This is a genomic window from Flammeovirga sp. SJP92 (genome assembly GCF_001583495.1).
Classification (GTDB): Bacteria; Bacteroidota; Bacteroidia; order Cytophagales; family Flammeovirgaceae; genus Flammeovirga.
Genome location: NZ_LQAQ01000093.1, coordinates 396,694 through 420,581, shown reverse-complemented (window position 1 = coordinate 420,581; position 23,888 = coordinate 396,694). Strand labels below are relative to the sequence as shown.

Sequence of the window (23,888 nt, the reverse complement as noted above, 5' to 3'; positions counted from 1 at the left end):
TTCTTTCGATTTGGCGTAAAAAAATCCCCATATACAGAATAAAAAGTATATGGGGATTATATTTTGATGTGTGTAATTTAGTATCCTAATGACTGGTTTTCAACTGATGCTTTTTCTAATAAAGTAGAATATTGATCTGCTGTAACATCTTTAGAGAAGTAACGAATAGGATTGACCTTTCTTTTCTTGTGAATTACTTCATAATGTAAGTGAGGAGCTGTAGAAGAACCTGTACTTCCCACTTCACCAATCTTTTGTCCTCTGTTCACTTTCTGTCCTTTCTTAACATAGAACTTAGACATGTGCGCATATTTGGTGACATATCCAAAACCATGGTCTACTTCGATCTCCCAACCATAGCCACGGTTTGATTTTTTTGCTTTGATGACTTTACCATCTCCAGTAGCATAAATAGCAGTACCTTTTGGAGCAGAGAAGTCAATGCCTGCGTGCATTTTCTTTACTTTCAGGATAGGGTGAATTCTCATACCAAAACCTGAAGCTAATCGCTTTAAGTCTTTATTGTCTACAGGTTGTATTGCAGGAATTGCTGCCAACATTTCTGATTTGTTCAAAGCTAAGTCAACAATCTCATCATAAGACTTAGTTTGAATATACATTTGTCTTTTCAGGTTGTCAATTTTAGAAAGAGTTCCTAAAATCATATCCTCTCTAGATAATTTTTTATCTAAAAGGTCTTGATACTTTTGACTACCACCAGTACCTGCTTTACGGATTTCGTTTGGAATTGGATCTGCCTCAAAAATCACACGATAGATTCTATCATCTCTGTCTTGAAGAGAAACCAAAACATTTTTTACGTCATCTACTTCTTTCTGAAGAAGTTTGTGAGAATAGAGTAAATCTGCATTCTCCTTCTGTAAACGTGCTTCCTTAGCAGAAGGGAAATATTTTATATATATAGCCGAAAAGAAAAAGCCGAATAAAGAACATGCGAAAAGAAGCCCCATGATATTGATAAACATATCAAAAGGAGAGGTTCTTATGCGTTCGTAACGACAAGTTTCAGTATCGTAATAATATTTAATCTTTGCCATATTTCAATTGTGAAGACCGAAGACTTCGATATTTGAGGTTCAAATATACAAAAAAAAACTTAGATGTTCTTTTAGCCTATTATGGTGTAGAGATACAACGTCAAAATGTGCTTTGATATTGTATAAAAGAAACGAGAATTTTGATAAAAAATCGGTTTTTATCACCAACAAAGAAAAGTATGAGATTATTGGAATAATATAATGTTCTAATTTGAATAAAAAGTTGGCTTATTCTTATAATAACAATGTATTGTGAGGCTATTTTTTGGTTCGTAATGTGGTGAAATTAATTTTGTTTTCAGAAAAGAAACTATTGTTTTCTCGAAGAGAGAAATATGTATATAAAAATAAATTTTCAACATTATTGGTGGTATCTATCTTTAACTAATTATTTGGCAGACTAGAAATTAACTATAAAATACAGTTGGTTTTTCATATTAAAACTTGAAGCAAATTTTTTGGTCGTGTACAACAATGCTCAAAAGTGAGATCCATTTTTAATGCTATTTTAACATAAACTAATTATTACAATGAAAACAATTATTTTTTCATTCTTTTTGTCATGCTTATTTTTTTCTTATACCAATGCATGTTATGCACAATTCCCCAAACTTCCTAAGGTCCCTAAGGAAGTGAAACAAGCACAAAATGAGGTAAAGAAAGCAAAGAAAACAGTTAACTCTACATTAAAGACAACATCAAGCAAGAGTTCAGGAACAAAAACAAGTTCTAGTTCTTCGTCACCAAGTTCTTCCACATCTAAAAGTAGCAACAATACTTTATGTGATAGAGCAGCTAATAATATGAAAAAGCATGAAGAAAATATATTGGAGCTTATGGCAAACCGTGAATGGGAAGGTTATAAAAGTCAGTTGTACAACTATAATTATAACTTGAAAAACTATTATAAAAGCGAGTGTGGTAACCCAGACCAGTATCAAGATAGATATAATGAACTTGATAGTTTAATTACGGAATTTAAACATGAGTTACAATGTGATGAATGGGTTAATGGAATTATCAAGGAAAATAAAGAAAACCAGGAGAACTTTGATAAAGGATTAGTGGATAAAGTTTCTTCAGCGACATGGATGTTTGATAAAATTAAGAAGCTGGAAGAAGCAGACTGTGGTGTGGATTGTACTTTATATAAAGAACAAGCTGAAAAATGGAGTGCTATTCGTTCCGATTATTATTTTCAGCAGAATAAAGAAGAACTCTTCAAAAAGGCATTATATACTAAGAACTATATGGAAGAGGTAAACAAAATGTTTGAGAGAGGTTTAGATCCGAAGGTTGATACTTTTACTATAAAACACGCGGCTGAAGCAGTAAAACTTGATGTGATAAAATTGTTAGTAGAAAATGGAGTAGCCTTAAATTTTGAAGAAGGAACAGCATTTGATTATATAGGATATAGTTCCAATGATGAAGAGCTCCATGCTGTTTTATTGTATTTAAAAGAAAAAGGAGCGAAGATAGAAAATTCCGATGCAGAAAAATTGGCCAACTCTTCAGTAAGACATGCTGATGTGAATTTATTTAAAGCAGTAGAAAAGTATCATAAATTCACTTGGCGACAATATGAAAAATTTTACAATAAGTGTAAAAGTTATAAAGTGTTTTCTAAAGATATTGCTACATATATAGGAAGCGTATTGAAAACTAAAAATGTTGAAAATAATTGGAGTGGTTATTATGAAGGGATAAAAGATGCAACATTGGAGGCCAAAATGCGTGCTTTGTTCAATAAGCAAGGGTATAATTATAAAGTTGTAGATCTTAAGATTAGAAGCGACCGTTGGGTTATTGAAAGAAATGAATTAACGGGTATTGTTGTAGGTAAATATCTAGAAACGTTTATGTATTTAATAGATGCAAAGGGTGTTTGTGGTGTCAAGAGAGTTTTCTTTTATAAATCTTATAATGGAAGCTCATACGAACCTATGCATCTTGGAAATATGCTTAAGCCATTTACATTAGTAAATTGTAGTAATGTGAACTAGAACTAATATAACATCATCCAATTTTTATTTAAAAGGGATCAAGCCACAACTTGATCCTTTCTTATTCATATTTGACAGCAAACTAAACTCTCAAATCATCTATTTAATGAAATTCTTTTATTTTTTAATTCTGCTGACTACAGTATCTTCTCAGACTTTTGCTCAAAAGAAAATATATTTAAATGAAAAACTTATTGAAGCAACAACAGAAGAGAATGCTATGTTCTATCTTCTATCAGAAGAAGGGATAGTTAAAGAAGGGACTTATTTTCATACCATTTATTATTTGAGTGGAAACATTTACCGCTCATACAGTACGTCCTTACCTCATTATTTGTATGCACCCAAAGGTCATTATACATCCTATTATGAAAGTGGGAATAAATATATGGAGGGTTTTTATTCTGAAAATTCCACAAAAAAAGGTATTTGGAAATTGTATCATGATAACGGACAACTTTGTTTGGAATATAAAATAAAACCAGAAGGAAGCGTCATTTCACCTCAAGAAACTATATTACTGATTAATGGCTGGAATGAATGGGGTAGGCAGACTTTGATAGATGGCTATGGTAAGGTAAAATATCTTTGGTCAGATTCTATACTAGGAGCTCAATACTATGAAGAAGGAAAAGTAGAGGAGGCAAAGAAAGTAAGTACTTGGAAAGCAAAATACCTTACAGGTGATAAGTATTTTAAAGAAAAATTTTCTAACGGAGTATTGAACAAAGGTATAAGCTGGGATGGTGAATTTAAAAAATACGTTTATTCTCAATTAAAAGAATCAGCCTCTTTTGAAGGAGGCATAGACAAGTTTTTAAATCATCTCCAAGGAAGAATTCAATTGCCTAGAATTGCAAGATTGAAAGGTAATAGAGGAACAACATATACGCAATTTGTAGTTTCTAGAGACGGAACTTTAACTGATATCAAAGTATTGCGAAGTGTAAGTCCCTCTATCGACCAAGAATGTATTAGAGTATTATCTCAAGCCCCAAAATGGAACCCTGCTAAATATAGAGGACAGCCGTTAGAGGCTTTAGAAGAAAGTATGGTTTTACCTATTACTTTTTGATGTAGTAGATAGATGAGCCTCCATTAGATATAAAAGGCCTTTTCTAAAATGAAAAGGCCTGATGATCATATAAAAAACTGTATTTTTTTAAGTTTAAGATGGCTGTTTTTTATTGTTAACTATTTCTTTAAGTTATGAAACTTATAGCAAGATTATTGATTATAAACGTACTATTTCACTTTTCTTTTAATTAAGAAATTTGGTTATTACTTACATAAAATTGTTGCTTTCTAAGCAAGTACTCTATTGTTACATCCATACAAATTCTCAAAATATGAAAAAGCTATTTATATTTTTTCTTTTACTTTACTCTCATTTTGCCGTGTCTCAAAATTTAGAACTTAATATAGGAGATGAAGCATTTAAACTAACTTTTTCTAAGGTTGATGATGAGTTAGAAAGGCTTGGTTGTGTTGAAATAGCTGGTAGCTGTGGAAATAAATTTGTTATAACTACAGGTATAAGAATTGATAATAGGATTAATCTTACACCTCCTGAAGGAAGTCCCTATTATAAGCAGGATTATTTTCTAATTGAGGGAGGTGCTACTACTGTTGGAGTTCAATTTTTGGGATTTAAAACCTTTTATTTGAGTCATGATGTTGTAATGACCAGCGGTATTGGAGATCAATTCTATTTTGATTTATCTGCTCCAACAACCTTTGTTTATAACCGTTTTAATGAACTTATTGAGGTACCCTGTGTAAGAGATAACAATGGAAATATTTTCAATATTTTTATGGTAGGAACGGTATTAGGAAGTTGGGATGGACATTTTCATAAATTTGATTTATCTATAGAATCTATTGCGACACTTGATGAGGATAAACCACAGGTATTGAAATAGAGTTTGGCTCTCAAATTATGTATCTCCATTGAAAACAACATAACTCGATCTCGTAATTTCGTTTATCGATTTTGTATTTGATAATCTTCAAATATTTGATATCGAAAAAGCCTAATTTATCTTAACTCTCAAATAGGAAGTTTTTAGATTTAATTATTTATCCGAATCTAAAAAATATGTGAGGGAAGATTAAAATCAGTTGTCATGATTTTTACAGTTTTATACTCGTTCTTAGAAGATGTAGTCCAAGACCGTTTAAACCCATGATTTTAAATCATGCTTCTGTTTGATTTGTTGAATTTCATCGTAAGTAAGATCATTTTTCATTTTATATGATCTTATACCATTTGTATACTCTTTAAAATATATACCGTTGTGGTAACAAAAATTGATGAATGCTGACACAGTATATTCTGTTGTTACTTCGTCTATAAAAAATGAATATCGATTAGCAGAACCTTTTTTTGGGTAAATTATAATCGAATTATAAGTTTTTTGTAAATGATAGCCATTACGGCCACCAATACTAACCTTATTTGGGTTTTGAATAAAGTCAGCCTTAATCTGTTCATCAATTTTGCTCCATGAAATATTGCCATATTGAATAAAGTCTAACTTGATTTGTTGAATACTATCAATTGACAACTCTTCTTCATTGACATATAACGTGTCAGAATTGAATTCGATTTTTCCAATAAGTGGGTATGTTTCATATACATTAAGTGTCTCAATATCAACTTCTAAAAAGAAGTAGGTCACAAGCGGTAATGATGAAAGAAGATAAAGACATATGATAAAACCTTTATATTGATCCTCTGAATAAATATTTCCCAAGAAAATACATAGAATTACTAGTATTATTGAGGTGACTATGAAATATTTAAAATGATATTTTTTTGGTTCATTTTTCGAAGGTAAGTGAAGTAAAGTTGCTTTAAGTTGAATACAATATTTTTGATCAGACATGGCACTTTTAGTAGTTACTGTTTATTAATACATTTACCGTAATAATAATACTTGTACTTGAAATGACACTTCGCCAATATTCAGTTCCAAGTGACGACTGTGCTTAACACTTGAAACAGAGTAGTATATAATGAATAAAAAAAGGGCATTGCTAAGAAATTGAAGCCATAGCAATGCCCATATTAATCTAACAAGGATTAATACTTAATGACAAAGGAACACATTTTTTCTTGAATAAGATGTATGTATTTAAATATAATTAGGTAATAACCTTAAATATTAAATAAAAAACTACCTCCCCAATTAAGAGAAGGTCGTTTCAATATCTATAAAAACGAGCTGATTAAGCTAACTCTTGTGCTTTTTCAACAACAGCATCCAAGCCATTGATATCTTTACCACCAGCAGTAGCGAAGAAAGGTTGTCCACCTCCACCGCCTTTGATTTCTTTCGCTAATTCCTTAACGATTTTACCAGCGTGAAGATCTTTAGCTTTTACTAACTCTTCGTCGATCATTACAGCTACTTGTGGTTTACCATCAACGTCTGCCGCTAAGATCAAGAACATATTTTCAACAACAGCTTTCAAGTCGTAAGCCAATTGCTTTAACCCTTGAGCATTTGCAACTGAAACTTTAGCTGCGATAAAGTTGAAACCGTCTTTAGCTACAGCTTTAGAAGCCAATTCGTTTTTCACTGCTTGAAGCTCTTTATTACGAAGTGCTTCAACTTCTTTCGATAAAGCCGCTTTTGCTTCAACCAAGTCAGCCACTGCTTTCTTAGGATCTTTCGCTTTTAATAGCTCTTTGATCTCTTGTAATAAAGTGATTTGCTCGTCCACATACTCTTCAGCAGCATCGGCAGTGATCGCCTCAATACGACGTACACCTGCAGCAACTGATGATTCAGCAGTGATTTTGAATAAACCAATTTTACCAGTAGCAGGAACGTGAGTACCACCACAAAGTTCTACTGAGTAATCGCTATCAAAAGTAATTACACGAACGAAATCACCGTACTTTTCACCGAATAATGCAGTAGCACCCATTGCTTTTGCATCTTCGATTGGAACGTTTCTTTGCTCGTTCAATTGGATGTTTTGACGGATTCTTTGGTTTACAATTTTCTCAATCTTTTCGATTTCTTCCGCTTCTACTTTTTGGAAGTGAGAGAAGTCAAAACGTAAGTGTTTTTCGTTGACCAATGAACCTTTTTGAGCCACGTGATCACCCAATACCTCTTGCAATGCAGCGTGTAATAAGTGAGTAGCAGAGTGGTTATTCTCTGTTAAAGATCTGCGTGAAGCATCAACTTTTGCTACTACTGGAGCTGAAGGATTAGAAGGTAATTTGTTAGCGAAGTGAATAATCAAATCGTTCTCTTTCTTTGTATCGAAGATAGCAATTGTCTCATCACCAGAAACTAAAATACCTTTGTCACCTACTTGTCCACCGCTTTCCGCATAGAAAGGAGTTTGATCAAGTACTAACTGTATAATTGTCTTCTTTTTCTCTGTTACTTCACGGTAACGTAAGATAGAAGCGTCTGATTCTAATGCATCGTAACCCAAGAATTCTACTGAGTCACCATCGTTTACATCAATCCAATCGCCTTTTTCTGAAGCTGAAGCTGCACGAGCTCTGTCTTTTTGCTCTTGCATAGCCACATCGAAACCAGCAGTGTCTACTGAGAATCCGTTTTCAGAAGCAATCAATTGTGTCAAGTCAAGAGGGAAACCAAATGTATCATACAATGTGAATGCCTCTTTACCTACGATCGTTTTGTCAGAAGCTGCGTCCATTGCTTTTTGAAGAATCGCTAAACCTTTGTCTAGTGTTCTTAAGAAAGCCGCCTCTTCTTGCATTACTACTTTCTTGATGAAGTCTTTTTGTGAAATTACCTCAGGGAAAGTTTCTTCAAACTGATCAGCAAGGATATCCACCAACTCATACATGAATGGCTTGTTGAAATCCAAGAAAGTATAACCGTAACGTACCGCTCTACGAAGGATACGACGGATTACATAACCTGCTTTGTTGTTTGAAGGTAATTGACCGTCAGCAATAGCAAATGAAATCGCACGGATATGGTCAGAGATCACACGGATAGCGATATCTATTTTCTCATCTTTACCATATTCTTTACCCGACTTCGCCGCTAAGAATTGAATCATTGGTTGGAATACGTCTGTATCGTAGTTTGATTCTTTTTGTTGAATCGCCATACATAAACGTTCGAATCCCATACCTGTATCGATATGTTTGTTAGGAAGAGAAACCAATGAACCATCAGCCTTACGGTTGAATTGCATAAATACAAGGTTCCAGATCTCTACCACTAGAGGGTGATCTTCGTTGACTAAACCAAGACCGTCAACTTTCGCTCTTTCCTCGTCATTACGAAGGTCAATATGGATTTCAGAACAAGGACCACAAGGACCTGTCTCACCCATTTCCCAGAAGTTATCTTTTTTGTTGGCAGGGATAATTCTGTCTTCGTCGATTAACCCTTTCCAGATATCAATAGCTTCTTGATCTAGTTCAGTACCGTCGCCTTCATCGCCTTCGAATACTGTAACATATAATCTATCTTTTGGTAGCTTGTAAACCTCAGTAAGAAGTTCCCAACCCCACTCAATTGCTTCTTTTTTGAAATAATCTCCGAAAGACCAGTTACCTAGCATTTCGAACATTGTATGGTGGTAAGTATCAATACCTACTTCCTCCAAGTCATTGTGTTTACCAGATACACGTAAACATTTTTGAGTATCGGCGACACGTGCATCCTCGGCGGCTTTGTTTCCTAAGAAATAATCTTTGAATTGATTCATACCTGCGTTGGTAAACATCAACGTAGGGTCGTTTTTAATCACAAGTGGTGCCGAAGGAACGATGGCGTGCTGCTTGCTTTGGAAGAATTCCAAGAACGTGCGGCGAATACTTTTTGCGTCCATGTATGTTTCTCTAGTGAGTTTTATAAATTTTCAAATTTTTGATCGTGCAAAAATAAGATATTTTCTTAATCTAAATAACGATATAAGCAATTGAAGTGCTGTAAATAAGGATCTTTTGAAAAAAATAAGAGATTTGATGGAGTTTCAATTCTAAAAATGGGAATTCAGCCCGTGTATCTCCTTTAATTTATGAGCTTCACTTTGTATTCATCCAGCTTTTCCCAAATGGTCCAAAGTTCGTTGAGAACAGCTTCTTCGCTGCCATCTATGTGTGTATTGACAATAATTAGTCGTCCTACTTTACGATCTGCGTCAAAGAAGAAAAGGGAAACAATTCCCGGATCACCACCAGTATGTCCATAGAATCCTGATGAAGTACTTCCCATGAATAGGTTAGACTCATACTTTACAGAAAAAACAGGGTTTTCCTTTTTGACAGTATCTGCTAATTGCACAATGGTCCTTTTTCCAAAGAGTGCCTCATAACTTTCAGGTTGTAGCAAATCTCCTTTTGAAGATTGTCCTTTGATCAGTTCTTTTAAAAGTAACGCTAAATCATTGGCAGAAGTCAAAAGTCCGCCATCAGGGTAACTTAAAAGTCTGTACAATGGAAGTGCATTTTCACCGAAATACAAAGTTGAATGCTTGGAGAGGTCAATCGTTTCAAAAGACCATCCTGAAGAGGACATCTTTAGCGGTTCAAAAATATATTGCTTTGTGAATTCAGGGTAAGATTGACCGCTGGCAATTTCTAGGATATAAGCTGCCAATGCCGCACCGACATTAGAATAAGCAAAATTTTCACCTGGCTTGAATTCTGCAAAACCTTCTTTTAAATACCAACCGCCTTCCTCAGAAAGTAATTTTGTCAGGAATTCGGGCATTGACATATAGGTATCTGCAGGTTGGAACGCTCCTTTTAGCTGTTCATTTTCAACCGAATCAGTATCTTCTTTCAGTACATATATATTCTCATCATAAAACTTTGTATCAAGAATGGAGGAAGTATGGTTGGCTAAATGTTTTATTGTGATGACTTCATCCGGAAATGCGGGGTTGAAAACTTTAAAAGGTAAGTACTTATTGATCGGGTCATTTAAATGTAACATGCCTAATTCTTGTGCTTTTAAGAGTGAAAGACCAATGACCACTTTAGAAACGGATCCAATATTCTGAATAGTTTGTGTGGTGTAAGGCGTTTTCTTTTCTTCATTTGAATACCCAAAACCTTTTTGATATAAAACATCTTTGTTGTCAACGATTGCTACTGAAAAACCTTTGATTAAACCTGTCTCTGAGATTTTTTGCAATTCTTTTGTTAGAGCTTTAGTCGTCTCATTGTCTGTTTTTTTGCTCTTGCATGAGATGAAAGAGAATAATAGTAAAATGAATAGTGTTTTGTTCATAGGTGATGTTCGATGAATAGTTTATTAATCTGAAAATAAAAGGAGTACTGTTTGTGTTCTTGTATTTTGTAGATTGTTAAATGTAGTAAACAAGGGAGAGGGTGACAAAAAGGTTATGTTACAAAATGTTGTAATGCTAAATATTTATATCAACTGTCTTGTTGATTCCCCAAAAATGAGTGAGACAATAGTATCTATTTTTGCATTGTTATTGATGTGTGATTTCATGTTTATCAACTATTTACTTAATAAGTGTCATTACAATAAAATAGACTCTTTTTTGAAGCGAAATAATTCTATTTCTTTTTCATTCAATATTGCTGAATAAGAAGGGTCGTAAACTAGGTTTTTCAGCTAAATTGAAATTGAAAAATAACATTATTGAAAATGTAATATTTTGATTTTCTGTGATGCTTATCTCATAATAATGCAAAAAATGATTTTATTGTTAGTTGATATTATTTCCTTCTGATAACATCTTGACTAAGCTTTTGAAATTTGTATCACAATTACATTTTGTTATATGAAGGTAACATTGTTTTAAATAATGAACCTTGATAATTAGCAGTTTATGTTACCGGTTGCTGAAAATATTTAGTTTGATTTTTAATTACTTGATTTCTTTCTCTATTAAAAACTTGATTATATTTACTAAACTAATTGTGTAATGACAATTGTCTTATGCTATGATTGACAGTTCATTTTTGAGCTGTTTCTAACTAAATTAATAAAGAAAATGAAGACTTTTGAAGTCAGATTACCGTACTCGATTCTATCTCCAGATACTTGTTTTTCACAGCATGATCCAGATTGGACAGATCTTGAAAAATGGATTGTCAGAGGAAAGAAAATTGGTATGGAAGTGGTTTTGGTGCCAGTGTTGTGGAAATTAGTTGAGGGAGAAGGAAAAGCATCAGATCAAAAAGAACACTACATTCACTACAATTGGCAATACTATAGAAGTTTGATCGACAAAATTATTGAAAGCGACCTTCAAGTGGTGGTGGAATTTAATTTTCAGATGATCAACAATTATGAAGAAAACTTCCTTTGTACATTACCAGACTGGCTTTGGGGACAACTAATGTGTGCTCATGATGAAATAAAGGTTTTAAGCCAGTTAAAGTACGTCAATAAAGCAGGAGGAAGCGTTCAAGACGCTGTTTCTTTATGGGCAGACCATTATGTGATGCCGTATTATGAGGAACTGATTCAGTCATTTAAAAATCATTTCCAAGATATTGCCGGCTCTTTCACCAAATTTATTATATCAGCTACACCGCAAGGAGAGTTAAGTTATCCGCTTAATGAGTGCTCTTTCCCAAGGAGAAATATGCAGTGTTATTCTCCGTTGGCAAAGGACGACTGGGATAATTATGTAAGAGAAAAATACAAAGGTTACAGAGAAGCAGGTGAAGCTTGGGGTATTGAAGGAATTACTGACAAAGAATCATTGTTGAATTACTTCACAACCAATGACGCACTTCAAGGAAGAAAATATATAGATACTACTTACGGGTTTGATGTTACTTCATGGTACAACAAGTCGTTATGTAGACACGGTAATAAACTTTTACATATCCTTCAGAATACTTTTAGTGATAAAGGATTCGAGAACACTAAGCTATGTATTAGAAGTTCTATTGCTTATGCAGAGAAAAATCTGAAAAACACACCTCATCAATTAGAAGTGGGTTCAGGAAGCATTGCCATCAGCAACGATGTGCCAATTGCTAAAGCTTATAAGAAATCACTTTCTATGATTGCTGATGGTATTCGTGAGGACAGATTAGGTATCATCATTCCAACGAAGAGCAGAACAGAATACAAGAAGGACTCGGAGTATGCTTTAAAAGTGAAGGAATTATTGACATTTGGTGAAGGAAATTTAATTTCATTCTATTTGGAAAACAGCTCTGTAGACGGACTAAACTCTCACGTGATATGGGATAATGCAGCGCTTTGGCTTCTGAAAAATGATACTTTGACAGGTTTGATTATCAATAATATGAAAGTATTGTTCGATCAATTAGACACTGGTAGTGCTCGTTTACAGGAGTTGATTAGAAAGGTGAAGTTCCAGGATGATCACATTGAAACCAAGCAGAAGTCTTTCAGAGTGATGGGACCTTTACACGTGAAAACACACAACCCTAAACGATTGCTTCAAGATCATGACTGGCTAACAGTTTCTCGTCAGTTGGATAGAATGAGAGATATTGGAGTATCGGCGGTTTCTATCGATATATGGTGGGGACTGGTAGAAGGTACACAATCCAACGTTTTTGATTGGTCTTACTATGATAATATGGTGAAACTGATTGAATCAAAAGGGTTGAACTGGGTGCCGATTTTATCATTCCACCAAGCAGGAGGAAATGTAAACGATGATTTTACGCAAATGATTCCACTTTGGATCTGGGGTAAAATTGTGGAGGAAAATCCTCAGCTGGAATCGATCCAAGATTTACAATATGTATCAGAAACTGGTGATGTAAGTGTAGAGTATGTATCGCTGTGGGCAGACACGTATGTGATGCCATATTATGAACGATTCATGGAGGCATTCAAACAACGCTATAAGAAATATGCTTGGATGACGGATGAAATCAATGTTTCTTTAGGACCTGCAGGGGAGTTGAGATACCCTTCTTACAACTCTCATGACTGGGGAGATTATCCAAACCGTGGTACCCTACAATGTTATAGCCGTTTGGCAAAAGAGGATTTCCAGCGTCACGTCATCAACCTTTATGGTAGTTTAGATTATATCAACGAAGTGTGGCATACAGGTTATGAAACAGCAGAGCAAATTCCAATGCCTGATGCAGATGCTTTATTTAAGAATAATAGCTACGCAACTTCTCGTATCGGTCAGGACTTCTTTAATTGGTACAATGACAGTTTAGCGAAGCACGGTAATAAAATCATCAGAAGAGCAATTGCGATCTTCAATGATGAGTTTGAAAAAGTGCCAATCGGTTTCAAAATGCCGGGTATTCACTGGTTGATCTCTGATCCAAACCAACCAAGGGTAGCTGAGATTACAGCTGGTTTGATAGCACCATATCCTGGAATTGGGTCTACTGACAGAGGTGAATATGAAGACATGTTGAAGAAAATCATTGACAAGGATTTCAAAGATAGAGTGGTTCTTCACTTCACTTGTTTAGAGAAAATGAACAAGGACTGGGAAGGTTACTCAAGAGCGGAAGACCTTGTGATGTGGTTCTCTAATTCTGCTAAGAAATTAGGTGTTCAAGTGATGGGTGAAAATGCACTTTACCATGAGCTTTATGGCCAGTCAGGATGGGATCAGATTGAAAAGGCATTAACGAGGTCAAATACAAGTTATTCTGGTATCACAATTCTCAGAATGCAAAACTTATTCTCAGATAATAACTTCCCAATTGAGAAATATGCAGAGTTGATCAATAAACTCCGCTAGTTTTTAATTGAGATTTCCATAAACCATTAGTAATTTCATCTAAGTACTAAGTCAAAAATAAATCATAGTTAATTCTAATTTATTTTTTGTGCGTTCAACACTAAAAAAACGTATTAATAGCAGTTCTATTAAAAGTTTTTTGAAGGAAGTAATCGCAAAACAAGAAATAGAATTAGTATTAGATAATTTTGAATTTGTACTTAAAGTAAATTGCTAATGGTTTTTTTATTTTCTTTTTATGGAACAAAGAGATTTTGATAAAGCTTTAGAAGCTTGGAGTAAAATATTCAATGCAAAGAGAGTAGGTGATTCTGTGATCTTTAATAATGAATTGGGAAAAGGAGTAATTGATGGTTTCCGTTTTAATGACCAAATGGAAATTCTTCGTTTTGATTTCGTATTAAAGAAAAAAATCGCATCAACAGGAAAGCAGTTGAACGCTATGGATCAGTACATTCCCATTTTTTTTGGAGAGCCTTCTTCTGAAAAGAAATCGTTTGATATTGAAAATGAAAATAAAGAAATAGAAGAGTTGGCATTTTTTACCGAAGGTGCATTTACCACTAACACAAAAGACACTGTAGGTTGGGAGCTTTTCCCTAATAAGAAAACATGTTTTGTAAGTATCCGGTTGGAAAAAGAGTACTATAAATCTTTAGCAAGCAAGTCAGCGTATTATGAACAGCTTTTTTTAGAGGATGCACCCTATTATATTTTTGAAGAATTTGATCACATTATGCATGGCATGTTTTGGAATCTTTATTCAGGTGATATCAAAAATGTATATGAAAAGGAGCTCGTTTATGCCAGTGCAATGTATCTTGTCGCTACTTTTTTTTCTAAAGTAAATGAACGCGAGAGTATTTTAGAATCCAATAAGTATCCTTTCAATACTAAAGCTGTTTTTAAAGCGAGAAATTATTTGAAAAGTCAATTGAGCCAGCAAGTTCAAATTGATGATTTAGCAAGGGAATGTGGATTGAGTGCGAGTAGACTGAGGACTTTGTTTAAGCAGGTTTTTGGAGTAACGATTCATCAGTTTCATCAAAATGTACGTCTTGATATGGCAAAAACGTATTTGCAGGAAGGAGAGCGTACTATGTCTATGATTGCCATGGATTTGGGTTTTTCCAGTGCTAGTCATTTTTCAGCCAATTTCAAGAAAAAATTCGGTGTTACACCAAGAGAATTTAAAGAGGACTTAAGAAAATAACACCTAAATTCTTTTACAGATTTAGGTGTTATCATATTTATGGTAAAAATAGTTTTTGCTTTTAATAAAGAGCTGAATCACAACTTTATTTATATTCTTCCCTTAATGCCATAATCATTTCGATTAGGTTGATTTAAAGAGACCATTTCTGCAATAAATCCAGTCATAAACATCTGACAACCTATAATAACGGCTGTAAGTGCAAGATAGAATAAGGGCTGTTCTACAACTTCTCTTTTAATCGGCAATCGGTTAATTGATAAATAAACCTTCTCACATAAAAGCCAAAGTGCAGCTAGTGTACCAGATAAAAATGAAAGTGTGCCCAATAAACCAAAGAAATGCATGGGTGCTTTTTTGAATCTGGATACAAAAGTGATCGACATCAAATCAAGGAAACCGTTGATAAAACGTTCTAACCCAAATTTAGTTGTACCGTATTTTCGAGCTCTATGCTGTACTGGCTTTTCACCAATTCTACCAAAGCCATTCCATTTTGCAATGACTGGAATGTAGCGGTGCATTTCACCATAGACTTCAATAGCTTTAACCACATTTTTTCTGTAAGCCTTCAAGCCACAGTTCATATCATGCAACTTTATACCTGATAAAGCAGTAGTGGCCGCATTGTATATTTTTGTTGGAATAGTCTTAGATAGTGGGTCATAACGTTTTTCCTTCCATCCAGAAACAATGTCATAATTCTCCTCTAGAATCATACGTCTTAATTCTGGAATTTCGTCAGGACTGTCTTGTAAATCGGCATCCATTGTAATCACAACTTCACCTTCAGCGGCTTGAAAGCCTACCTGCAGTGCGGCTGATTTACCATAGTTTCTTTGAAATTGAATGCCATGAATCCACTCAAATTTCTTTTTCAACTCCACAATAATGTTCCAAGAGTTGTCCGTACTTCCATCATCAATCAGGTATAAATCACCGTTGATGTTTTCAGCTACAAAAACCTTATTGATCCATTCTACCAATTCAGGAAGTGACTCTTCTTCATTGAGTAAAGGAACAACTACGGATACATCTATTTTCTTTTCTTCCATTTTAAAAGTAGTGAAGCTTGTAAATTAAAAATCGTAATCTTGATTAGGGTCAACGGGTTCTCTTTGCATTATTCTGGACAATAAAACAGAGAAAATATAACCAACTAATGTTAATATTAATACATTAGAAATTTGCAACAAAGGAGTATTGAAGAAGAATTCAATAATGTCATATGATTTTTCTAAGTCTGCTTCGTTGATGCCTGGCTTCTGAGCCATCATTTCTTTTGATAATTCTATACCTTGATCAAGTGCTGAACGATCAAAAAAATGAAAATAAACATACCCAAGAATATTTGAAATTGCTGAGGATGTGAAGGATAAAAGAATACCAATGCTCTTACCTGTTTCATAAAGAAGGACATTATTATTCATGCTCCTGTATTCGCGGAATGCAAAAACAAAGGTGGTAATTATCACAACTAAATTTAGGTTGATCAGAAAGACATTTTGAGTTTTTCCTAGATACTCCAAAAGGTGCGGATACCCAAAAGAGAAAATACCTAGTATTGCAGCGTATTTTAAGGCTATTGTTTTAGCCGATGGTCTATCTTGCATTTTTAGCTTTATGATAATAGTTTTTTCAATTCATTTAATTTCAGCATGGCCTCAATTGGAGTCATGGTATTGACATCAATTTTTTCAAATTCATCTTTTAACTTTTTAGCCACAGGGTCTACGGAGTCAAAAATTGATAATTGATAATTGTCTTTTGGCACTTCTTTGATACGTTCCGTATTCTTCTCTTTACGTTTGTCTTGTTCCAGGTGCTCCAGGATTTCTTCAGAACGTCTCACCACTTTTTGAGGCATACCAGCTAACTGTGCTACATGAATACCAAAACTGTGCTCACTTCCACCTTCTTTTAGCTTTCTCAAGAAAATAATTTTCTTTTGATGCTCTTTTACAGAAACATTGAAGTTCTTGATGCGAGGGAAGTCTTCTGCCAGCTCATTCAATTCATGATAATGCGTAGCGAAAAGTGTTTTAGCTCTCGCTTTTTTATGATTATGAAGGTACTCCACAATAGCCCAGGCAATTGATACACCGTCATAAGTACTTGTTCCTCTTCCAATTTCGTCCATTAGAATTAAACTTCTATCAGAAATATTATTCAGAATGCTTGCTGTTTCCGTCATTTCCACCATAAAAGTAGATTCTCCTTTTGAAAGGTTGTCAGAAGCACCCACACGTGTAAATACTTTATCTACAATACCAATTGTGGCAGACTTTGCAGGTACAAAAGAACCCATCTGAGCCATCAATACAATTAATGCTGTTTGTCTTAATAAAGCCGATTTACCTGACATGTTTGGACCTGTAATAACCATGATTTGTTGCTCATCTGTGTCTAAATAGACATCATTAGGAACGTAAGGATCATCTACAGAAAGCTGTCTTTCAATCACAGGGTGTCTACCTTCTTTGATTGATAAAGCTTTTTCTGCTGTAATTTCAGGTTTTACATAACCGTATTCAATGGCATTGGTTGCAAAAGAAAGCAGACAGTCCAATTTTGCTAAGGTTGAGGCAGTTTGCTGGATTGGGCTGATGTACTCTGTAGACGCATGGACTAAATCCGTAAAAAGTTTATTCTCAATTACAGAAATTTGGGTTTCTGCATTCAGAATTTTCTCTTCATACTGTTTGAGTTCCTCTGTGATATAACGTTCAGCATTCACAAGTGTAGACTTACGAATCCATTCCGCAGGCACTTTATCTTTGTGCGTATTTCTTACTTCTAAGTAATAACCAAATACTTTATTATAACCGATTTTTAATGAAGGAATGCCTGTACGTTCACTCTCTCTTTCCTGGATTTTCTGCAAGAAGTCTTTTCCTGAATGAGAAATTGCTCTCAATTCGTCCAGTTCTGCATTGACGCCAGTACGTATGATATTGCCTTGGGCAGGGTTTAATGGTGGATTGTCCTGCATCTCTTTCTCAATACGGTCCACCAGTACCTTACAAGTATTGATTCTGTCTGCAATACTTTTGATTTCCTGATGGTCAACCTTTGAAAGAACATCCTTAATTGGAGCGGCGTGTTGTAATGCCTTTTTAATAAAGACAATTTCGCGAGGGTTCACTCTTCCTACTGCCACTTTAGAAATCAGACGTTCAATATCCGTGATTTGCCTCAAGTGAGAAAGCACTTCATCGGCTGTAATTTCTTCTTCTGTGAAATAATGCACAACGTTGAGACGGGCATTAATACTTTTCTGATCTTTTAGAGGAAGAACGGTCCATTTTTTCAATAAACGGGCACCCATTGGCGTCACACATTTATCCATGATATCAATCAGAGGTACACCACCGTCATTTTGAGGGAAGATCAATTCAAGACTTCTCGCCGTGAACTTATCTAGCCAAACGTATTTGTCTTCCTGAATTCTACTGACCTGATGAATATGATCAATATGATGATGCTCTGTCAGCTCTAGATAATTCAGAATAGCACCAGCGGCAATAATGGCCAAGGGAAGATTTTCAATACCAAAGCCTTTTAAGTTTTTGGTGCCAAAATGCGAAGTTAGTTTTTCATAACCATATTCAGATGTATATACCCAGTCATCTTGCCTGAAAGTAGGGTAGGTGTCACCAAATATTTCATTGTATTGTTCCTGTTCAGTTCTGCAATACAATACTTCAGAAGGAGAAAAACCTTGTAATAACTTATCGATATAGTTTTGATCACCTTGAGCCACAAAGAACTCGCCAGTAGAAATATCAAGGAATGAAATCCCCATCTCTTTCTTGTAAAGGTGAATGGCAGCCAAATAGTTATTTTGTTTTACGCTCAAGACGTTGTCATTCATTGAGACACCAGGTGTTACCAATTCGGTAATCCCCCTTTTTACAACACCTTTAGCTGTTTTAGGATCTTCAAGTTGATCTACAATAGCAACTCTCTGTCCCGCTTTTACCAATTTGGGTAAATAAGTGTCCAAAGAATGATGAGGAAAACCTGCTAATGCTGTTTCTGAAGCAGAACCATTAGAACGTTTTGTTAAAACGATATCTAATATTTTACTTGCTGTAATTGCATCATCTCCAAAAGTTTCATAAAAATCTCCAACTCTGAACAATAACATGGCAGTAGGATGCTTTGCTTTGATTGCATTGAACTGCTTCATCATCGGAGTTTCCTTCTTTGTCTTTGTCTTCCCCAAGGCTATATAATTATTATTTTCTAACTTCCTTCAAGGCATATTTACAGGATATGCCCAATCAATCTGCAAATTTAAGGAAAGGTTTTAGAATATAGAATTGTGGTGGAAATGAAGAGAAAATAATTCTAAATCTTTTGAATGTTTTTGATTCACAGTCTAAAGATCATGTTATTTTTAATGCCAAAAAAGGGATTCCTTATCAAGAAATCCCTTTTCCAAATACGCACGATCTTAACTAATCTACTACCTAATCAATTTTTATTATCTATAATTAATCGAACGACTGAATAATTAAAAGGTTTGTGCTGTTTACTTTTTTTAACAAGAGGTAGAGGGTAATGTAGGATGAAATGCTGAGGTTAAAATCAATAAATAAGATGAATTACTGTACTATTTTAATAATAAATGGAAAATAAAAGGTATTTTAACGTAAATAAAACATTAAAAATTCAGGGGTTAAGTTGTTGATTTTCAGTGTGTAGTTGATGTTTGAGTGATAAGCTTGAAGAATTAATACCTATAGAATTGATAATAAATTGATTAAGAATACATTTTTTAAGACTTTTGTGCATAATTCTCTTTATGAAGGGAATATGAAATAAGAAGTGATGTTAGATTAATGTCACAGATTACGTGAAATATTATATGCACAATTTTAGTACACTAAAAGAATTCTTAGAGGAACCAAGAAAAGTGGTCATCATTCCGCATACTAAGCCTGATGCAGATGCTATAGGGTCGGCACTGGGGTTGTCTTGGTATTTAAGAAAAGATGAGCATATCACAACAGTTCTTTCTCCCAATGATTACCCTTCTTTCCTGCATTGGATGCCAGGACATGAAGAAGTGGTAATTTACGATAAAGAAAAACCTGAAATTGCAGAGACAATCATTGAAGAAGCCGATGTGATTGTTTGTGTAGATTTTTCTTCACTCAATAGAATAGAAGAACTAGGACCATTAGTCAGAAACTCTATTAGCAAGAAGACGATTGTGATGATTGATCATCATAGAGGGAAAGAAGAGTTTGCTGATTATGAACTTTGGGATATTGATGCAGCCGCTGCGGCACAGCTAATATATGAGTTTATTGATCTGGACGAGGGAATTCAAAAAATTGACCAACGTATTGCCGCATGTTTGTATGCTGGCTTGATTACAGATACGGGATCTTTTAAATTTCCAAGTGTAAGCAGCAGAACATTACGTATTGCCGCATCACTTAAAGATACAGGATTGGATACAGCTAGAATCTATAACCTTATTTACGATAATAATACAGAAACACGTTTGAGATTTTTGGGCTATGCCCTGGGCGAGAACCTTACTTTCTGGCCTGAACTCAATACAGGGTTCTTTACCGTAAGTCAAGATGATAGAGATCGATTCAATTTACAATCTGGAGATACTGAAGGTTTGGTGAATTATGCCTTGTCTGTCAATGGTATCAAAATCGCTGCTTTATTTAAAGAAAAAGATGAACGTGATGGCATTAAAGTGTCTTTCCGTTCGATTGGAGATTTCTCTGTTGCAGATCTTTCTGCAGAACACTTTAACGGCGGCGGGCACAAAAATGCTGCAGGAGGAAGAATAGACGGGATTACTATTGATGAGGCAGTGGCCAAATTCAAGAAGGTACTCCAAGAAAAATTAAAATAGAATAAATTACTTATAAACTGAATATGCAAATCAAAAAGAAAATTGCAATTGCAGCCGTTATGTTAGGTGCTGTTGCTTGTGGACCACAAGAAAAAGAAACTCCAACAGGAAAGAAATTCAGCATTGTTGAAGGTGGAAGTGGTGCTGCGATTAAGGAAAATAATATCGTTGAGTTTACATTAAATATCTCAACTACTTCTGATTCTACTTTATTTGATATTACAGAAACAGGAAGAGAGTTTGCAGCTGTAAAAGTTTTCCCTGATTCAGTAGTGAAGCAACAACAAGCGGCAGGCCAGCCAGCAGATCCACTAGGAGAAATGGTTGCAATGATGAGCGAAGGTGATAGTGCTCAAATGAAGATTATCGCTTCTGATTTCTTCGGTAAAATGGCTCCTCCATTTATCAAAGATCCAGCGCAGGAAGTAGTTGTTGGTATCCGTACTGTAAATGTATACGTAGATGAGGATGCTTACCGTGTAGCTATGGAAGAAAAGCAAGCGGAAGCAATGAAGAAAATGGAAGAAGAAGCTGAAAAATACATCGAAATTGATGATCAGTTGATTCAAGATTACTTAACTGAAAACAATATCTCTGGTGCTCAGAAAACAGAGACTGGTTTATACTATGTAATCACTGAAGAAGGTAATGGAGAAACTCCTGCAGCAGGTGCTAACGTAAAAGTTCATTACACAGGTACTTTATTAGACGGTCAAAAATTTGACTCTTCTGTTGACAGAGGACAACCATTTGAGTTCCCATTGGGTCAAGGTAGAGTAATAGCAGGGTGGGATGAAGGTTTCACTTTATTGAAAAAAGGTACTAAAGCTACTTTATTTATTCCATCAGCTTTAGGTTATGGAGCAAGAGGTGCAGGCTCAATGATCCAGCCTTTCTCTGTATTGAAATTTGATGTTGAGTTGATTGACTTCGTTAATCCAACAAAATAATTGATAAACACTTTCTTGATAACGAAACAGTTAGAAAGAAGTGTTTTCAAGTGCTCAAATAAGGTTTCAATGTTAATGTATTGTAATCTTGTTTGAGTACTTAACATAATATATTCTAAACAATAAGTTTACTATTGATAAGTACAGTAAATTTGTTGTGAATACAAAGGTTTAAAATTGTCTACCGCTAGAGGGCAATTGTCAGAGTATTTAATGGAATGAATTGATTACAATTCTTCTCATTCTTCTTAATTAAATCTAATATTAAAACCTACTTATCATATGAACAATACTTACAAATATTTCAAGTTAGCCATTCCTGTATTTTTCCTCTTTGGTTTCACAAGTTGTATTCATGACGACATTGTGGATTATTTCGCTAAAGACACAGAAACACTTGAATCGTACTTGGCTTCACACGACATTCAGTACCGTAAGACTTCAACATTACCATCAGGCGGTAGTGTTTATATTACTCCTCCAAACGAAGGAAGCAGAGAACTTCCAGGAGACAATGATGCAAGAATCTTTGAAGTAAACTTAGACTTAAGACGTTTTGCTCAAGAGTACATTGGTGATCCTTTGTTTGACCAAAATCCAGATGATTTGGTAACTCACGCTTTTTTAAAGGATTCTACTTATACTTTTGCAATGCGTAGAGGTGCTATTTGCTTAGGAGCAACAGATGCAACTCTAAACACAATTTTCCCTAATGAAGTATTGGATAGAATTTATGTTCCTTCTTACTTAGCCTTTGGTGGTACTTCATCTTCAGGATTAGGATTACAATTCAACGATATTGTGACGTTGGAAGATTTTGAGGTAAGAGCACTTCGTGGTGCAAGTTCTCAAGCTTTGCATGAAAAAGAATTAGCATTACAATATGCTAAGGATTCAATTGATGGCTTTACTCAGATCGAAAACGATACTTTATATAACACAACAAGATCAGTTGTAGATGAAAACTACTTTGGAGATGACCAACCTCTAGAGTTAGCGGACAATATTGTAAAACACACTATCCAAGAAGGTACAGGAGATGTAGTAGCAGCCGGTGATACTGTGAAAGTACGTTACGAAGGTAAATTCATTGATCAAGATGGAGCTGTTTTCGATTCAAATACTGAATCTGGAGATGCTGCATTCCAAGTTGTTGTTTACGAAAGTGCAAAAGCGGCACAAGATGCGAACGCACTTTCAACAGTGATCAATGGCTGGTACAAAGCATTACGTACAATGAAAATTGGTGAAAAAGCCGTTTTCGTAATGCCATCACACGTAGCATATTGGGAAACAGGAGACAATCCGAATACTTCTGATTTATTTAAAACAATTCGTCCTTTTAAAACATTAGTTTTCACTATTGAAATAAAAGAAGACGAGCAATAATATTATTTTTTAGTTCATATTTATAGTATGCAATATCGCATTAGACACTATTTACTGCTTTTAAGCACCCTGATCATTGGCTTTTCATGTTCAAATACAAGTTCTTTCAATACAGAAATTGATTTTGATGAGGCAGAAAAGCACTTGATTGAAGAGTATATTATTTCAGGTCCTCCTTACTTCAGTGCGGATTCTCATCAAGAAGCTGTGGACAAGTATTATAACTTTGGAGTGTACCTGTCATCTATTACTCCTGAAGATGAAATCATGACGGATCGTAACATCAGTCTTGGTGACTCTATGCATATTACCTATACAGGTTGGGTACTTCATGGCGAAATTTTTGACAGTAACCGCTTATCGGAAGATCCTTTCCCAGTGGTTTTAGGTAAAACGTCAATTATTGAGGGATGGAATATTGCATTGATCAACATGCATGAAAAACAAGAGGCAAGAGTGATTATTCCTTCTGCTTTGGGTTATGGAGTTTCAGGAACAGGAACTATTCCTCCAAACGCTACTTTGGTATTTGATATTAAAGTAGACAGTTTATGGAAAGTGGATGAGCAGTAAGTCTCTAAAACTATAAATTAGACAAAAACCGAAAGATGAAAACACTTTATCTTTCGGTTTTTTTTATGTCATAGAAGAAATGTGAATAATTAAAACTTCCTATTTTAATTATTCGTA

16 protein-coding genes are annotated in these 23,888 nt (G+C 34.7%); 9 read left to right on the top strand and 7 right to left on the bottom strand.

Annotation, left to right across the window (positions count from 1 at the left end; genetic code table 11):
- Window positions 1–77: 77 nt before the first annotated feature.
- A complete protein-coding gene (locus AVL50_RS22495; protein WP_062618688.1) occupies window positions 78–1,058 on the bottom strand; it encodes a M23 family metallopeptidase in 981 nt (326 codons plus the stop codon).
- A 530-nt stretch (window positions 1,059–1,588) separates the two neighbouring features.
- Between AVL50_RS22495 and AVL50_RS22490 the strand changes: the two genes are divergently transcribed.
- The 3 genes from AVL50_RS22490 to AVL50_RS22480 all read left to right on the top strand — a co-directional run bounded on the left by AVL50_RS22490 (window position 1,589) and on the right by AVL50_RS22480 (window position 4,986).
- On the top strand, window positions 1,589–3,064 hold the full coding sequence (locus tag AVL50_RS22490; RefSeq protein ID WP_062618687.1) for a hypothetical protein: 1,476 nt from the start codon (window positions 1,589–1,591) through the stop codon (window positions 3,062–3,064).
- 106 nt (window positions 3,065–3,170) lie between these two features.
- A complete protein-coding gene (locus tag AVL50_RS22485) occupies window positions 3,171–4,139 on the top strand; it encodes an energy transducer TonB (protein ID WP_062618686.1) in 969 nt (322 codons plus the stop codon).
- 274 nt (window positions 4,140–4,413) lie between these two features.
- Entirely contained in the window at window positions 4,414–4,986 is a 573-nt protein-coding gene (locus AVL50_RS22480; protein WP_062618685.1) for a hypothetical protein, read from the top strand.
- Window positions 4,987–5,241: 255 nt separating this feature from the next.
- On the opposite strand, the gene AVL50_RS22475 is transcribed toward AVL50_RS22480, so the two are convergent.
- From AVL50_RS22475 to AVL50_RS22465, 3 genes are all read right to left on the bottom strand, one after another.
- Window positions 5,242–5,952: a hypothetical protein gene (locus AVL50_RS22475; RefSeq protein ID WP_062618684.1), complete on the bottom strand. Its 711-nt coding sequence runs from the start codon at window positions 5,950–5,952 to the stop codon at window positions 5,242–5,244.
- A 343-nt stretch (window positions 5,953–6,295) separates the two neighbouring features.
- Window positions 6,296–8,905 (bottom strand): alanine--tRNA ligase, encoded by a 2,610-nt coding sequence (gene alaS / locus AVL50_RS22470; RefSeq protein ID WP_062618683.1) that lies wholly within the window; start codon window positions 8,903–8,905, stop codon window positions 6,296–6,298.
- Window positions 8,906–9,087: 182 nt separating this feature from the next.
- The gene (locus tag AVL50_RS22465) at window positions 9,088–10,311 is read right to left on the bottom strand and encodes a serine hydrolase (RefSeq protein ID WP_062618682.1); all 1,224 of its coding nucleotides are present in this window, start codon (window positions 10,309–10,311) and stop codon (window positions 9,088–9,090) included.
- Window positions 10,312–11,047: 736 nt separating this feature from the next.
- On the opposite strand from AVL50_RS22465, the gene AVL50_RS22460 reads away from it, so the two are divergent.
- Together AVL50_RS22460 and AVL50_RS22455 are read left to right on the top strand one after the other, a co-directional pair.
- The gene (locus AVL50_RS22460; RefSeq protein ID WP_062618681.1) at window positions 11,048–13,759 is read left to right on the top strand and encodes a family 14 glycosylhydrolase; all 2,712 of its coding nucleotides are present in this window, start codon (window positions 11,048–11,050) and stop codon (window positions 13,757–13,759) included.
- A 238-nt stretch (window positions 13,760–13,997) separates the two neighbouring features.
- Window positions 13,998–14,972, top strand: coding sequence for an AraC family transcriptional regulator (locus AVL50_RS22455; protein WP_062618680.1), 975 nt, complete (start codon window positions 13,998–14,000; stop codon window positions 14,970–14,972).
- An 89-nt stretch (window positions 14,973–15,061) separates the two neighbouring features.
- On the opposite strand, the gene AVL50_RS22450 is transcribed toward AVL50_RS22455, so the two are convergent.
- The 3 genes from AVL50_RS22450 to mutS are packed head-to-tail and all read right to left on the bottom strand — an operon-like array spanning window position 15,062 to window position 19,167.
- The gene (locus tag AVL50_RS22450; protein WP_062618679.1) at window positions 15,062–16,027 is read right to left on the bottom strand and encodes a glycosyltransferase family 2 protein; all 966 of its coding nucleotides are present in this window, start codon (window positions 16,025–16,027) and stop codon (window positions 15,062–15,064) included.
- 24 nt (window positions 16,028–16,051) lie between these two features.
- Window positions 16,052–16,585, bottom strand: a complete 534-nt coding sequence (locus AVL50_RS22445; RefSeq protein WP_062618678.1) for a DUF4199 domain-containing protein — start codon at window positions 16,583–16,585, stop codon at window positions 16,052–16,054.
- 8 nt (window positions 16,586–16,593) lie between these two features.
- Window positions 16,594–19,167 (bottom strand): DNA mismatch repair protein MutS, encoded by a 2,574-nt coding sequence (mutS, locus tag AVL50_RS22440; RefSeq protein ID WP_062619165.1) that lies wholly within the window; start codon window positions 19,165–19,167, stop codon window positions 16,594–16,596.
- Window positions 19,168–19,845: 678 nt separating this feature from the next.
- Between mutS and AVL50_RS22435 the strand changes: the two genes are divergently transcribed.
- From AVL50_RS22435 to AVL50_RS22420, 4 genes are all read left to right on the top strand, one after another.
- Window positions 19,846–20,859 (top strand): bifunctional oligoribonuclease/PAP phosphatase NrnA, encoded by a 1,014-nt coding sequence (locus AVL50_RS22435; protein WP_062618677.1) that lies wholly within the window; start codon window positions 19,846–19,848, stop codon window positions 20,857–20,859.
- Window positions 20,860–20,882: 23 nt separating this feature from the next.
- Entirely contained in the window at window positions 20,883–21,809 is a 927-nt protein-coding gene (locus AVL50_RS22430) for an FKBP-type peptidyl-prolyl cis-trans isomerase (RefSeq protein WP_062618676.1), read from the top strand.
- Window positions 21,810–22,091: 282 nt separating this feature from the next.
- Window positions 22,092–23,198, top strand: coding sequence for an FKBP-type peptidyl-prolyl cis-trans isomerase (locus tag AVL50_RS22425; protein ID WP_062618675.1), 1,107 nt, complete (start codon window positions 22,092–22,094; stop codon window positions 23,196–23,198).
- Window positions 23,199–23,225: 27 nt separating this feature from the next.
- Window positions 23,226–23,771 (top strand): FKBP-type peptidyl-prolyl cis-trans isomerase, encoded by a 546-nt coding sequence (locus AVL50_RS22420; protein ID WP_062618674.1) that lies wholly within the window; start codon window positions 23,226–23,228, stop codon window positions 23,769–23,771.
- The last annotated feature ends 117 nt before the right edge of the window (window positions 23,772–23,888 follow it).